13 protein-coding genes are annotated in these 14,555 nt (G+C 63.6%); 9 read left to right on the forward strand and 4 right to left on the reverse strand.

Features of this window, described 5'->3' with window-relative positions; translation table 11 throughout:
• Nucleotides 1-250: 250 nt before the first annotated feature.
• Together NKI54_RS22865 and NKI54_RS22870 are read left to right on the forward strand one after the other, a co-directional pair.
• Nucleotides 251-1,111, forward strand: a complete 861-nt coding sequence (locus NKI54_RS22865) for a TIGR01459 family HAD-type hydrolase (RefSeq protein WP_023674338.1) — start codon at nt 251-253, stop codon at nt 1,109-1,111.
• Between the two features lie 9 nt (nt 1,112-1,120).
• The gene (locus tag NKI54_RS22870) at nt 1,121-2,104 is read left to right on the forward strand and encodes a bifunctional riboflavin kinase/FAD synthetase (RefSeq protein ID WP_023674339.1); all 984 of its coding nucleotides are present in this window, start codon (nt 1,121-1,123) and stop codon (nt 2,102-2,104) included.
• Between the two features lie 78 nt (nt 2,105-2,182).
• Here the strand turns inward: NKI54_RS22870 and NKI54_RS22875 are convergent, their stop codons facing one another.
• Entirely contained in the window at nt 2,183-2,737 is a 555-nt protein-coding gene (locus NKI54_RS22875; RefSeq protein WP_023674340.1) for an HdeD family acid-resistance protein, read from the reverse strand.
• 343 nt (nt 2,738-3,080) lie between these two features.
• On the opposite strand from NKI54_RS22875, the gene NKI54_RS22880 reads away from it, so the two are divergent.
• Together NKI54_RS22880 and NKI54_RS22885 are read left to right on the forward strand one after the other, a co-directional pair.
• Nucleotides 3,081-3,977 (forward strand): alpha/beta hydrolase, encoded by an 897-nt coding sequence (locus NKI54_RS22880; protein WP_352692486.1) that lies wholly within the window; start codon nt 3,081-3,083, stop codon nt 3,975-3,977.
• Nucleotides 3,978-4,175: 198 nt separating this feature from the next.
• Nucleotides 4,176-4,979, forward strand: coding sequence for a MipA/OmpV family protein (locus tag NKI54_RS22885; protein WP_023674342.1), 804 nt, complete (start codon nt 4,176-4,178; stop codon nt 4,977-4,979).
• Between the two features lie 3 nt (nt 4,980-4,982).
• Here NKI54_RS22885 and NKI54_RS22890 read toward each other — a convergent pair whose 3' ends face one another.
• Both NKI54_RS22890 and NKI54_RS22895 read right to left on the reverse strand, forming a co-directional pair.
• Nucleotides 4,983-5,417, reverse strand: a complete 435-nt coding sequence (locus NKI54_RS22890; protein WP_023674343.1) for an RES family NAD+ phosphorylase — start codon at nt 5,415-5,417, stop codon at nt 4,983-4,985.
• A 5-nt stretch (nt 5,418-5,422) separates the two neighbouring features.
• On the reverse strand, nt 5,423-6,127 hold the full coding sequence (locus tag NKI54_RS22895) for an Xre family toxin-antitoxin system antitoxin (RefSeq protein ID WP_023674344.1): 705 nt from the start codon (nt 6,125-6,127) through the stop codon (nt 5,423-5,425).
• Nucleotides 6,128-6,169: 42 nt separating this feature from the next.
• On the opposite strand from NKI54_RS22895, the gene ileS reads away from it, so the two are divergent.
• A complete protein-coding gene (gene ileS / locus NKI54_RS22900; RefSeq protein ID WP_352636560.1) occupies nt 6,170-9,160 on the forward strand; it encodes an isoleucine--tRNA ligase in 2,991 nt (996 codons plus the stop codon).
• Between the two features lie 195 nt (nt 9,161-9,355).
• Nucleotides 9,356-10,036, forward strand: coding sequence for a hypothetical protein (locus NKI54_RS22905; RefSeq protein ID WP_352458053.1), 681 nt, complete (start codon nt 9,356-9,358; stop codon nt 10,034-10,036).
• An 85-nt stretch (nt 10,037-10,121) separates the two neighbouring features.
• On the opposite strand, the gene NKI54_RS22910 is transcribed toward NKI54_RS22905, so the two are convergent.
• On the reverse strand, nt 10,122-10,574 hold the full coding sequence (locus tag NKI54_RS22910) for a nucleoside deaminase (RefSeq protein WP_352636561.1): 453 nt from the start codon (nt 10,572-10,574) through the stop codon (nt 10,122-10,124).
• Between the two features lie 76 nt (nt 10,575-10,650).
• On the opposite strand from NKI54_RS22910, the gene NKI54_RS22915 reads away from it, so the two are divergent.
• The 3 genes from NKI54_RS22915 to NKI54_RS22925 all read left to right on the forward strand — a co-directional run bounded on the left by NKI54_RS22915 (nt 10,651) and on the right by NKI54_RS22925 (nt 14,552).
• The gene (locus NKI54_RS22915; protein ID WP_352636562.1) at nt 10,651-12,555 is read left to right on the forward strand and encodes a pseudouridine synthase; all 1,905 of its coding nucleotides are present in this window, start codon (nt 10,651-10,653) and stop codon (nt 12,553-12,555) included.
• Entirely contained in the window at nt 12,536-13,090 is a 555-nt protein-coding gene (gene rsmD / locus NKI54_RS22920; RefSeq protein WP_352636563.1) for a 16S rRNA (guanine(966)-N(2))-methyltransferase RsmD, read from the forward strand. The genes NKI54_RS22915 and rsmD overlap by 20 nt, the downstream gene beginning before the upstream one ends.
• A 97-nt stretch (nt 13,091-13,187) precedes the next feature.
• Nucleotides 13,188-14,552 (forward strand): M16 family metallopeptidase, encoded by a 1,365-nt coding sequence (locus tag NKI54_RS22925; RefSeq protein ID WP_352636564.1) that lies wholly within the window; start codon nt 13,188-13,190, stop codon nt 14,550-14,552.
• The last annotated feature ends 3 nt before the right edge of the window (nt 14,553-14,555 follow it).

Below are 14,555 nucleotides of genomic sequence, written 5' to 3' on the forward strand. Positions count from 1 at the left end.
AAGGTCGGCACGGTTTTTCAATGCCCGTTAACCACACGTCCGCAATCGGCAATGCTGCTCCGCGGCAAAGCCCCATAAGGCTCTGAAAAAGAAGGCTTTCGCCATCACGTCCTCGCCGGCGTCCCCGGGCGGCAATCTTGCGGGCACAACGAAAGCTGGTGACAGAGCGAAGCGCTTCGGTTAATCCGGGCCGGCCGCTACGGACCGTCGGTCGCGGCGCTTGCAAGCATCATGGTACAGGGACAACGGCATGGCGGATTCGCCCGACATCATCGGTTCGCTCGCAGACCTGTCGGGAGCCTATTCAGCCATCCTGTGCGACGTCTGGGGCGTGGTGCACAATGGCGAATGGCATTTCCCGGCGGCGGCTGCCGCGCTGATCGCTGCTCGCGCGGCGAAAATACCTGTCGTGCTGATCACCAATTCGCCGCGTCGCAGCGCCGACGTGGTGGCACAGATGAACGCCATCGGCGTTCCGCCCGCCGCCTACGACCGTGTCGTGACGTCCGGCGACGTTACCCGCGACCTGATCGCCGAAGGGCCGCGAAAGATCTTCCACATAGGCGCCGATCGGGATTTCACGCTCTATGAGGGCCTCGACGTCGAACTCGTCGAGGAGTTCGAAGCATCCGGCGTGGTCTGCACCGGCCTGTTCGACGACGAGGTGGAGAAGCCGGAAGATTATGCCGATCTTCTGCAGAGGCTGCGTGCCAGGAACCTGCCCTTCATTTGCGCCAATCCCGACATCGTCGTCGAGCGCGGCGAACGCATGATCTGGTGCGCAGGCGCTTTGGCCCGCGAATACGCACAGCTTGGCGGACGCACGCTGATCGCCGGCAAACCCTACGCGCCGGTCTATGACGTCGCCATGAAGGAGATCGCCGTCATTCTCGGCCGCCGGGTCGAGCGTTCGCAAGTTCTGGCCATCGGCGACGGCATGATGACCGACATCAAGGGCGCGGCCGACAATGGCTTCGACGTGCTCTACGTATCGGGCGGCATCCATGCCCGCGATTACGGTGAGACGCTGCAGCCGGATCCGGCCAGGCTCGCGGCCTTCCTGGAAAAATATGGCTACAGGCCGGTCGCGGTGATTCCCAGGCTGCAATAGGTTCAAGCCATGACGGCCATGTTCGAACGCATTTCCGCAACCGCACCGCTGCCGGCCCATCTGCGCGGCGGCGTGGTGGCTATCGGCAATTTCGACGGCGTCCACCGCGGCCACCAGGCGGTGCTCGAACGCGCGCGCGCCGAAGCGGAGCGTCGCGGCGTACCCGCCCTGGTGCTGACCTTCGTACCGCATCCGCGAAAGGTGTTTAGGCCGGACATGCCGTTGTTCGTGCTGACGCCGCCGCCGATGAAGGCGCGGCTGTTGTCGCATCTGGGCTTTGCGGCGCTGGTCGAACAGCCGTTCACACGCGAGTTCGCCTCCTTGTCGGCGGAGGCCTTCGTCACCGGCGTGCTCGAGCGCAACCTCGGCATAAGCCACGCCGTTACCGGCTTCGATTTCCATTTCGGCAAGGACCGCCAGGGCGGTCCGGCCTATCTGATGGCTGCCGGCGAGCGCCACGGCTTCGGCGTCACGCTGGTGGATGCGTTTCGCGACGAAAGCGCCGAGGTGGTGTCGTCGAGCCGCATACGCACGCTGCTGTGCGAGGGCAATGTGGCCGAGGCCGCCGGCTTGCTCGGCTACCGTTTCACCGTCCAGGCGGAGGTGATCGGCGGCCAGCAGCTCGGCCGGACACTCGGCTTTCCGACCGCAAACATGAGGCTTTCGCCGGAAGCCACCCTCAAGGAAGGGATTTATGCCGTCCGCTTCCGCCGCGCCGACGGTTCGCTACATGATGGCGTCGCCAGCTTCGGCCGCCGGCCGACGGTCGACGACAGTGGCGCGCCGCTGCTGGAGACCTTCGTCTTTGACTTTTCCGGCGACCTCTATGGAGAGATTTGTGCCGTGTCCTTCTTCGGCTACCTGCGCTCGGAGGTGAAGTTCGATGGGCTTGACGCGCTGGTCGCCCAGATGAAGCGTGACGAGGCCGAGGCGAAGGCACTGCTCGCCGGCGTCAGGCCGCTTTCCGGGCTGGACGCGGCCATAGCTTTTTAGAGCATGGTCCCGAACTGAAGGTCAGCGAAGCAAAAACTGGGAACCGGTTTTCCGATTAAGATCATGCTCAACCAGAATTTATCTCTTCAGTGCCAAGCCAAGGGCGATGAAGGTCCAGCCCTGGAAGATCAGGTCGACGGCCAGGAACAGGCCGAGCACCCACACGCTGTTGACCGGCCAGCCCATGGCGATGACCAGTCCCGCCAGTGCGCTGATGATGCCGGCCGCGACCACCCAGCCCCAGCCCGGCTGCGGCCGGTGGCTGTAGCCTACCCAGGCCCTGAGCACGCCTGAAGCAAGCAGCGCGACCGCCAGGAGGAAGGTCAGCACCGTCGAGGCGAGGACCGGATTGTCGAAGGCGAAGAAGCCGGCGACGGCGTAGAGGAGGCCGCTGAGCAGCCAATAGAAGAAGCGGCCCCATGTCTTCACGCCGAAGGCATGGATAATCTCAACAATGCCGGCCATCAGCATCAGCCAGCCCACGACAAAGACGGAGGCGACGGTTGCGATGAACAGATTGCCGAAGGCGATGCCGCCGAAGACAAGCAGCAGCACCCCGAGCGCCACGAACCACCCCCATTTCGCCCGCGTCTGGCCAATGGCGTCTTTCATGGCATCGCTGTGCACGGTCATTGCCCTTCTCCCTCAAGGTTGCCTAGCTTCTTTGTTCCGGAAGGTAGCGCCGATCGCCTTGCCCGTCCAGCGAGCAGGCTGTGAGCGCCACACTCCCGAGCGATCCGCTAGACCTCCGTTTTTGACCCGAAGCGGCCAAATACCAGATGGAATAATTCGATCATGTGGGGGGTGAGCCAGTGCTAAAAGATAACAAGCGGGTTTACGGGCGACCCGTCGTCCCGTGTATTCGCCGCGGCGCAAGTGTAACGAAAATTCCCAGTGCTGGCATTGGCCCTTTATACGATGACGTGTGCTGCTGCTATATGCCGTTTTCTACGCTTGATGAGGCTAGGGAAGCAAAATGAGCGATGCGGACGAACACCTCGATCTGACGGAGATCAACGCCGTCCGCAGGTTGTTGACCTCAAAGCCTCGAACGGTCCGCTGGGACGAACGCCGGGCACGGCTCGACGAAGTCGGTTCGGTGTGGCCAGTCGCGGAGGACATCCGATGCGAGCATGTGGTTTTCGATGGCCTCGCGGGCGAGTGGTCCCTGGCGCCTGGGAGTGACAGGGATAAGGTTCTGCTCTTTTTCCACGGTGGTGGCTACTGCTCCGGCTCCCTTAAAAGTCATCGTCGAATGGTTACCGAGGCAGGTCGGGCAATGGGAATACGCACCCTCGCGATCGACTATCGCCGCGCACCGGAACATCCTTTCCCTGCGCAACATGAAGACGCACTCACCGCATGGCGCTTTCTGAGCCGGCAAGGCATCGCGTCGGATCGCATCGTGGTTGGCGGAGACAGTGCGGGCGGCAACCTCACTCTGTGCCTGGTCAGTATATTGCGCACGGCAGGCGAGCCGTTGCCGCGATGTCTTTGGCTGGTTTCGCCTTGGACGGACCTTTCGATGTCCGGCGCGACACTATCAACCAAGGACGCAATCGACCCTATCATCCACCGGGCGTATTTGGAGGAACTGGGTGTTCCCAATGGCGTTGGTCGGCGCGATCCGCTGATCTCGCCTTTGTTCGCCGATCTGAGCGGATTTCCCCCAATGCTGATACAAGCCGGTTCGGCCGAGACGCTGTTGTCGGACGCAACTCGGCTCGCCGAAGCCGCTGGCGCGGCTGACGTTAAAGTAGGTCTCGAAATTTGGCCTCATATGATTCACGCTTGGCCGGTTTGGAATGCGGGGTTGAGCGCCGGTCGCCGCGCTCTTCACAGCGCAGGCATGTTTGTCCGCGAATGTTTGTAACCCCTGCCGAGGCAACTGCTATCGTATTCCAAACACTTGATCTGGAATCTTGGTGCGCCAAACAATCGACTGCAACGCGGAACAGGCCGGCCAACGCTGCCAATGTTGCGGATATTAAGTCAAATTTTACCGAACTGGCGCCATGGCTTCAGTCAAGGCTGGTTGTATCGGCCAATGCGTTCGACGTATGGAGTAACGATGCGGTCTGTCCCGACGATCTTGGCCGCATTCATGCTCGGCACCTGCGGCGTTGCCAAGGCCGGCGAGGGAACCTTCGGCTGGCTGTCCGGAGACTGGTACCTGACGGTCGGCGCCACCGGCATGGTTGCCCCGAATTTCGAGGGCGGCAAGAAGTACCTGCTCAGTGCCTCGCCGATCATCTCGCTCGGCAAGGCTGGTCCCGCGGCGCGCTTCACCTCGCGCAACGACAATATCTCATTGGCATTGATCGACGATGGCGGCGTCCGCGCCGGCCTGACAGGCAAGTTCCTGTTTTCCCGCGACGGTGGTGACGCCGACGAATTGAAGGGTCTCGACCCGGTGCACTGGGGCGGCGAGGCTGGCGGCTTCTTCGAATTCTATCCTTTGGATTGGCTGCGTGCCCGCGCCGAATTGCGGCACGGCATTCGCGCCCATAACGGCTTTGTCGCCGACATCGCCGCCGACGCCTTTTACGATGTGACGTCCGACGTTAGGATTTCGGCCGGACCGCGCGTTTCGTTCGCCTCATCGGACTATTTCGACGCCTATTACGGCGTTGATGCCAAGGAGTCCCTGGCCTCGGGACTTAGCGAATATCATCCCGGCGGCGGGGTGAAGTCGGCGGGCCTGGGCGGCGCGGTGACCTGGAAGGTGACCGAGCCGATGACGGCCAGTCTGTTCGGCGAATATTCCCGCCTGATGGGCCCGGCCGCCGATTCCAGCCTGGTCAAGGAGCGCGGCTCCAGGGATCAGTTCATGATCGGCGTGTCGACGACCTATCGCTTCGATTTTTCGATGTGATGTCTACCCCAGCAATCGGGTATCGATAGGATGCGTTGTGACCTCAACGATGTGGATGCCGTCGCGCGCCAGCAAATCTGGGTTGAAGAGATAGTTCCTTGTAAACGGGACGATCACACAGGGGACTTCCATAACGGCGTGCTTGGCTGTGGCGATAAAATCCGTGCCGAGCCGCTGCGTCGTGGCTGTATCGTGCTTCCAGTCATCAGATAATTCCAGAGATGCAACGGTAACGCCGTCCGGCACTTCGATTTCCAGAAGCTGATAGGTCTGGGGCAGGTCTTCCGCGTCCACATGCACCAGAATTTCGAGAAGCGCTGTAGCTGGATGATCGGCGCAGTAGACGATCGGTGTCCCCATGACATGCCAACGGCCGGCGCTGACCATGCCACCGGCGCCGGAGAGATCGGCGTAGCTGGAAATGCGCCACAGCCGCATATGTGTTAGGCGAGAATGCCGTAATCGATGCGATGGAGCTCTTCTTCCACCAGGACGGCACCCGTCTCGGACTGCAAGAGGTTGATCGGTATCTCGTTGAGCACTCTGCTGCGCTTGCGCAACCAACGCTGCGCCTTTTCATGACTGCCGAAAACCCGGTCCGCCATCGCTGAAACCCGCTCAAGTCGCTGGACGCGGTCGGATTCGGTGATCGTCAGAGTCTCGTTTCGCTCTTTACGACGCGCCAGGGTCCGTCGCGGGCCGACGATCTTGTAGATTTCATCACTACTGAAGCCCCGTTGACGGAGCCCTTCGACCCTGGTGACATGAACGAGAAACCGTTCCGTCGCGGTATCGGGAATTGCGGCGTCGGCGGGATCGGCTTCTGGGCGAACCTTGCTATGCAGACTAGACATGAGCTGGCTCCGCTGCCACTTGCCCCTAGACATAGGCGCAAGTGGCACATCATGCAAGGAAAACCACGACAACAAACTAACGACCATGATGCCCCGACAGGAAACCGCCGAGAGTTCGGGCTTTTCAACATCGCCTGTGTCGGTTAAAAGCCCAGCCATGACGAGCTTTTCGCGCCTTCTCGCGACTGCGATACGAATTACAGGCCCGGTGTTCCGGGCGGCCTGACCGCCGCCGGAGCCGCCGGGAATCTTGCGCGCGGCCTCTCGCGCTTTTTCCAGATCATGATAGTTCAACGCCCGGGCTCTTTTGCCGCCGGCAACGCATATGGCAGACGAATGACTGATACCGAGACCGCCGAGACGATCGATTATTCCAAAACGCTCTACCTGCCGCAGACGGATTTCCCGATGCGCGCCGGGTTGCCGGAAAAGGAACCGCTGCTGGTCAAGCGCTGGCAGGACATGGACCTTTACCGCAAGTTGCGCGAAGACGCAGTCGGCCGCGAAAAATACGTGCTGCACGACGGCCCGCCCTACGCCAATGGCAACATCCATATCGGCCACGCGCTGAACAAGATCCTCAAGGACGTCATCACCCGCTCGTTCCAGATGCGCGGCTATGACTCGAACTATGTACCCGGTTGGGATTGCCACGGCCTGCCGATCGAATGGAAGATCGAGGAGCAGTACCGCGCCAAGGGCAAGAACAAAGACGAGGTGCCGGTCAACGAGTTCCGGCAGGAATGCCGTGAGTTTGCGGCGCACTGGATCAACGTGCAGGGTTCCGAATTCCAGCGGCTCGGCGTCGTCGGCGACTTCGACAATCCCTATACGACGATGGCTTTCCATGCCGAGGCGCGCATCGCCGGCGAGCTGCTGAAATTCGCAATGTCCGGCCAGCTCTATCGCGGCTCCAAGCCGGTGATGTGGAGCGTGGTCGAGCGCACCGCGCTGGCCGAGGCGGAGGTCGAATACCAGGACTATGAGTCGGACACGATCTGGGCGAAGTTTCCGGTCGTCAGCCTCGCTCGCCAGGTCATCAACATCGAGGATGGGCAGCCAGCCCTGGACCCCAAGCTGACGCAGACGTCGCTCGATCTGCTTGATGCCAACGTCGTCATCTGGACGACGACGCCGTGGACAATCCCCGGCAACCGCGCCGTCAACTACTCGCCGCGCATCAACTATGGTCTCTACGAGGTTACGGCGGCCGAGAACGCCTTTGGTCCTCAGCCCGGCGAAAAGCTGATCTTTGCCGAGAAACTTGCGGACGACGCTGCCGCGAAGGCCAAGGTCACTCTGAATCGGCTTCGCAGCGTTGGCGCCGAAGAGATTGAAAACCTTACGCTTTCGCATCCCCTCAAAGCTCTGGGCGGCGGCTACGATTTTCCCGTGCCGATGCTCGCCGGCGATCACGTCACCGACGATGCCGGCACCGGTTTCGTCCACACCGCGCCGGGGCATGGCCGCGAAGACTTCGACGCCTGGATGGATGCTGCCTCTGATCTTCGCCAGCGTGGCATCGACACCGCGATCCCCTTCACCGTCGACGATGCCGGCTTCTTCACCAAGGACGCGCCGGGCTTCGGCCCGGACCGCGAGGGTGGAGCGGCGCGCGTCATCGACGACAATGGCAAGAAGGGCAACGCCAACCAGGCTGTCATCGACGAGCTGATCAAGCGCAACGCGCTGTTCGCGCGCGGCCGCCTGAAGCACTCCTATCCGCATTCCTGGCGCTCGAAGAAGCCGATCATCTTCCGCAACACGCCGCAATGGTTCGTCTATATGGACAAGGAGCTTGGCGACGGCACGACGCTGCGCAGCCGCGCCCTGAAAGCCATCGACGATACCCGCTTCGTGCCCGCCGCCGGCCAGAACCGCATCCGCGCCATGATCGAGGAGCGCCCCGACTGGGTGCTGTCGCGCCAGCGCGCCTGGGGCGTGCCGATCGCCGTCTTTGCCGATGCCGACGGCAATGTGCTGCGCGACGAGGCAGTCAACCAGCGCATCATGGACGCCTTCGAGAAAGAAGGCGCCGACGCCTGGTTCGCCGCCGGCGCCAAGGAGCGGTTCCTCGGCAATCACGATGCCTCGAAATGGCAGCAGGTCATGGACATCCTCGATGTCTGGTTCGATTCAGGCTCGACGCATGCCTTCACGCTTGAGGACCGGCCCGACCTGAAATGGCCGGCCGACGTCTATCTCGAAGGCTCCGATCAGCATCGCGGCTGGTTCCACTCCTCGCTGCTCGAAAGCTGCGGCACCAGGGGCAGGGCGCCCTACGACACCGTCGTCACCCATGGCTTCACCATGGATGAGGAGGGGCGGAAAATGTCGAAGTCGCTCGGCAACACCGTCGTGCCGCAGGATGTCATCAGGCAGTCCGGCGCCGACATCTTGCGGCTGTGGGTGGTGACGACCGATTATTGGGAAGACCAGCGGCTCGGCAAGAACGTGCTGCAGACCAATATCGACGCCTACCGCAAGCTGCGCAACACCATCCGCTGGATGCTGGGCACGCTCGCCCACGACGATGGCGAGGAGGTGCCGCTGGATAAGATGCCTGAACTGGAGCGGCTGATGCTGCACCGGCTCGCTGAGCTCGATGAGGTCGTACGCTCGGGCTACGACGCGTTCGAATTCAAGCGCATCACCCGCGCGCTGCTCGACTTCATGGTGGTAGAGCTGTCGGCCTTCTATTTCGACATCCGCAAGGATGCGCTTTACTGCGAAGCGCCTTCCAGCGTGAAGCGCAAGGCTTCCGTGCAGGTGGTGCGCCATCTCTTCGACTGCCTGGTGAAATGGCTGGCGCCGATGCTGCCCTTCACCATGGAAGAGGCTTGGCTCGACCGTCATCCGGATGCGGTCTCCCTGCATCTCGACCAGTTCCCGGAGATCCCGGCGGACTGGAAGAACGAGGCGCTGGCGGAGAAGTGGCGCAAGGTGCGGCAGGTTCGCCGTGTCGTCACCGGCGCGCTGGAAATCGCCCGCGCGCAGAAGGTCATCGGCTCTTCGCTGGAGGCGGTGCCGGTCGTCACCCTCGACGACGCCGCGCTCGAAGCGGCGATTGCCGATGTCGATATGGCCGAGATGGCGATCACCAGCGATCTGGTAATCGTGCACGGCAAGGCGTCGGCGGGCAGCTTTACCCTCGACGACGTCAAAGGCGTCGCCGTGGTCGTCGAGAAGGCGGAGGACCGTGGTCTGGTGAAGTGCGCGCGCTCCTGGCGCTACACCGCCGATGTCGGCTCAGATCCGGAATTCCCGGATGTTTCGGCCCGTGACGCCGCTGTTCTGCATGAGCTGAAGGCTTTGAGCCGTCTTTAAGGCGGTGCACAAATGCCACGGCGGGCGGCCGATCGGCCCCCGCGCGTTGCCCTTAACGAGTGGTTGAGGTAAACACGCGAAACTCCGGACGACAAATTGTCGCCGGAATTCCGTCGGAAGAGCATAGGCGATGGGGACCGGACCTTTCTTTGGCCGGCGGCAATCGAGAGGCTGTCTACAGTGGGACTTTTTGGCATGACCGAGAGAACTTACGCGCGCGTTGCGCTGCTGGCGCCGCTTGTCGTATCGGGCCTCGCTTTGTCCGGCTGCATGGGCTCGCCCACTTACGGGACCGACAAGACCGCGGGCGCGCAGCTTGCCGGCGACCTCACCGGGGCTTTTTCCTTCGCACCCAAGCGCAAGGATAGTATCGACTACAAGCCGCGTCCCACGCTGGTGAAGCCAGGTCCGGGGCAGAAGGAAGTCTTGCCGCCGCCGCAGGAAAGCATCGAGACGGCAAGCGCCGAATGGCCCGAATCGCCGGAGCAGCGCCGTGCCCGCCTGCGCGCCGATGCCACCCTGCATCAGGACGACCCGGCCTACCAGGCGCAGGTCATCGATGACGTGCAGACGGATCCGGCGTCGGTCAAGGCCGCGCTGAAGCAGTCGGGCTCGAGCCACCCGCCAGCCTGGACTCCGGCCGATTCGGACAAGAGCCGCGCCGCGGAAATCATGCGCCGCCGGGCTGAAGGCAAACAGGGCGACCCGACCACCCGCAGATATCTGAGCGAGCCGCCGGTGCAATACCGCGCTGCCGCCGCCACCGCGCCGCAGGGTGACCTCGGCGAGGACGAGTACAAGAAGGAACGCCGCCTCAAGAGGGAGGCGGCCGCCAAGAGTAAGAGCGGCGGCATGTTCGACTGGCTGCCCTGGTAGGCTGACGGCGCCAGAGACGTTCTTGCCCTGGATTGGCTGGCTGGATTGGCTGACTTGGATTTGGACCGTCTGCCGGACCAGAAAATCAGGGTCCGCGTCGCTCTCGAAAAAAGTCCTTCAGCAATGCTGCTGCTGCGTTCTCGGCCATGCCCGGATAGATGTCGGGCACATGGTGGCAGGTCGGTGACGTGAAGAAGCGAACGCCGTTGACCACTGCGCCGCCCTTCTCGTCGGCAGCGCCGAAATAAAGCCGGCGCAGCCTGGCGAAGGAGATGGCGCCGGCACACATGGCGCACGGCTCCAGCGTCACATAGAGATCGTGGCCGCTGAGCCGCTCGCTGCAAAGCTTGCGGCAGGCCTCGCGGATCGCCAGCATCTCGGCATGGGCGGTGGGATCGGCAAACTCGCGGGTGCGGTTGCCGGCACTCGCAACGACCGTATCGCCGCCGACGACGACCGCGCCAACCGGCACCTCGCCACGCTGGGCGGCGGCTTCGGCTTCTTTCAGCGCCAGGGCCATGAAATCCTGCCGCTTCACGCGGTTTCCATTCCGATTATCTCCTCGCCACTAGAGCGCGATCCTGTTACTACCCGCGCAAACGAGCAAAGGCCACATGGACGACAAAAACAAGAAATTCCCGCGCAAGGCCGGCCCGAAGCCGGCGGGGCCGCGTGGTCGCGATGGCGCTCCCGGCAAGGGCGGCAAGCCACCCTTCGGCGCCAAAAAACCTTACGCTCCGCGCGGCGACCGGCCGGCGGCGGCCGAAGGCGAACGGCCGAAGCGCGACTTCAAAGGCGGCGACAGGCCGTTCAGCAAAGGGCCGCGTCCGGAAGGCAAGCCTTATGAACAGCGCGAGGGTCCACGCAAGCCTTATGCGCCGCGCGGCGACCGGCCGGCAGCTGCCGAAGGCGAGCGGCCGAAGCGCGACTTCAAAGGCGGCGACAGGCCGTTCAGCAAAGGGCCGCGTCCGGAGGGCACGCCTTATGAAAAGCGCGAAGGTCCGCGCAAGCCTTACGCACCGCGCGGCGACCGGCCGGCAGCTGCCGAAGGCGAGCGCGGCGAGAGGCGCTTCGACCGTCCCAAGCGTGATTTTGGCGGCGATCGACCGCAAGGGGCACAAAGGGCACAGGCGGCATCGGAAGGCGGCTTCAAGCCGCGCCCGCGTCGCGTCGAGGCAACGGAAGAAGCCGGCGAACGCATTGCCAAGCGGCTGGCGCGTGCCGGCCTGGCCTCGCGCCGCGACGCCGAGGAACTGATTGCGGCCGGCCGCGTCAAGGTCAATGGCAAGGTGTTGTCCTCGCCGGCCTTCAACGTCATGCCCGGCGACATCATCCATCTCGACGGCATGGAGATCCCGCCGATCGAGCGCACCAGGCTGTTCCTGTTCCACAAGCCGGCCGGCGTGGTCACGACAAACCGCGATCCCGAAGGCCGCAAGACCGTCTTCGACGTGCTGCCGCCCGGGCTGCCGCGGCTGATGACCATCGGCCGGCTCGACATCAACACCGAAGGCCTGCTGCTGCTCACCAATGATGGCGGCCTGTCGCGCGTGCTCGAACTGCCGGCGACCGGCTGGTTGCGACGCTACCGCGTGCGCGTCCACGGCAAGGTCGAGGAAAGCGCGCTTGCCGGCCTGCGCGAAGGCATTGCCGTCGACGGCGTCTTTTACGGCGCCATCGAAGCGACGCTCGACCGCGAGCAGGGCTCGAACGCCTGGCTGACACTCGGCCTGCGCGAAGGCAAGAACCGCGAGGTCAGGAACATCCTGGGCGCGCTCGGTCTCGACGTGACGCGGCTGATCCGTATTTCCTACGGGCCGTTCCAGCTCGACGATTTACCGGAAGGCCATGTGCTGGAGATCAAGGGCCGCGTGCTGCGCGACCAGCTCGGCGAGCGCCTGGTCGAAGAGTCCGGCGCCAATTTCGATGCCGATATCGCCAAGCCGTTTTCCAACAAGCCGGTCAGGCGTGAGCGCGAGGAGGAGCCCGAGCGGCCGAAATTCACCCGCGACGGCGAACGCCGGCCGATCGGCGAGGGCGGCCTGATCAAGAACCGCAAGCGGCGCGAGGGCAGCCGCGACGAAGCGCTCGGCAAGCTGTCGACAAGCCCTGACAGGAGCTTTGGGCCAAAAAAGAGCTTTGGCGAGCGTGGCCCCAGACCTGAACGCAGCGACTTCGGGGACAAACCCCGTGGCGACAAGCCTCGTGGCGGCTTCGGTGGGAAAAAATCCGAACGCGAGCAGCGGCCGATCGAGCCGCCGGGCCAGCGCAAGGCCAATGTCTGGATGGCGCCGGGCGCACGGCCGATCGGCAAGGGCAGAGCGGAGGCAGACGCCGCCAAGGCGGCAGAAAACAAGGCGCGCAAGGCATCGTTCAAGCCGTCTTACGGCAAGCCCGGCGGCAAGCCGCAAGGCGGCGGTGCAAAGCCGTTCGGCAAACCGCGCGGCGAGCGCCCGGATGGCGGTGGCGACCGGCCGCGCGGCGGCCCGAAAGGAAGCAATGCGGATCGTCGGCGGTGAGTTTCGCGGGCGTCCGCTGGCGACGCCCCGCACCTTTGCCATCCGCCCGACCACCGACCGCACGCGTGAGGCGGTCTTCAACGTGCTGGCGCATCGCTTTCCCGAAAGACTGGACGGCGCGCGCGTGCTCGACCTGTTCGCCGGCACCGGCGCGCTCGGCCTCGAAGCGCTGTCGCGCGGCGCCTCCTACGCTGTCTTCATCGAGGAATCCGCCGAAGGGCGCGGCCTGATCCGCACCAATGTCGAGGCCTTCGGCCTCACCGGCCGCACCAAGATTTTCCGCCGCGACGCGACGGGCTTGGGCGAGGCGGGCACCATCGCCGCATTCGGCCTGGTCTTTGCCGATCCGCCCTATGGCAAAGGCCTTGGCGAACGCGCCTTGCGCTCGGCCAAAGCAGGCGGCTGGCTCGCCCCCGGCGCGCTATGCGTCGTCGAGGAAGCGGCGGCGGCGCCGTTCGAGGCAGGGCCGGGCTTTTCGGTTGTCGACGAGCGCAACTATGGCGAGACGGTCATCCGGTTCATCGAGGCCGCCTGAGTTCGGCTTCCACGATGGCGCCTTCAAAATGACGAACAATTCGCTTTGCCTCGACCAGCAACCCCGCCTATCGTCCCACTACAAACCGGAGCCATCTATGACATTTCAGGCTGAATGGCTGCGCGGAACGCTCTTGGGACTGGCTCTGGTGATGGCCGCGCCGGCTCTGGCGGATAACAATCCTGACGATGGCGTCGTGACCGATTTCCTGCTCGACAACGGCATGGAGGTCGTCGTCATCCCCGATCACCGCGCCCCCATCGTCACCCATATGGTCTGGTACAAGATCGGCAGCGCCGACGAGCCGCCGGGCAAGTCCGGCATTGCCCATTTCTTCGAGCATCTGATGTTCAAGGCGACCAGCAACCATGCGGCGGGCGAGCTCGACCGTGCCGTCGCCGCCATCGGCGGCTCGGACAACGCCTTCACCTCCTACGACTACACGGCCTTTCACGAGACGGTGGTGCCTCAGGCGCTCGGTGAGATGATGGGCTTCGAGGCCGACCGCATGCGCAATCTCATCCTCAACGACGACGTCATCAAAACCGAGCGCGACGTCATCCTCGAGGAGCGCCGCTCGCGCATCGATAGCAATCCGCAGGCGGTGCTCGACGAGGAGATCGACGCCACGCTGTGGCAGAACCAGCCGTACCGCATTCCGGTCATCGGCTGGATGCAGGAGATGGAGAAGCTGAACCGCACCGACGCGATGGCCTTCTACAACAAATATTATACACCCAATAACGCCGTGCTGGTGGTGGCCGGCGATGTCGAGCCGGAAACGGTCAAGGCGCTGGCCGAAAAGACCTATAGCAAGGTCGCGCGCGGCCCGGATCTGCCTCCGCGCATCCGCCCGGTCGAGCCGGAGCAGAACACCAGGCGCACGGTGACGCTGACCGACGGGCGCGTCAGCGTGCCGAGCTTTACCACGCAATGGGTGGTTCCGTCCTATCACACGGCAAAGCCCGGCGAAGCCGAAGCGCTCGACGTGCTGTCCGAAATCCTCGGCGGCGGCAACCGCAGCCGGCTCTACCAGGAGCTTGTCGTCAGGCAAGGCATCGCCGCCGAGGCCGGCGCCTTCTTCCAGGGCACCATGCTCGACGACACCAATTTCACCGTCTACGGCGCGCCGCGCGGCGATGCCAAGCTTGCCGACATCGAGGCCGCGGTCGACGCCGAGATCGCCCGCATCGCGAAAGACGGCGTCACCAGCGACGAGCTGGAAAAATCCAAGGACCGTTTCGTACGCTCGATGATCTTTGCCCGCGACAAGCAGGAGGACATGGCCAACATCTACGGCTCGACGCTCGCCACAGGCGGTAACGTCCAGAACGTCCAGCAATGGCCGGACCGCATCCGCAAGGTCACTGCCGACCAGGTCAAGGCGGTCGCTGCCCGCTATCTCAATCTCGACCACGCAACGACCGGCTATCTTCTGCCGCAAACCCAAGCTGGGAATTGATTT

The organism is Mesorhizobium sp. M0663 (assembly GCF_040320585.1).
Lineage (GTDB): Bacteria > Pseudomonadota > Alphaproteobacteria > Rhizobiales > Rhizobiaceae > Mesorhizobium.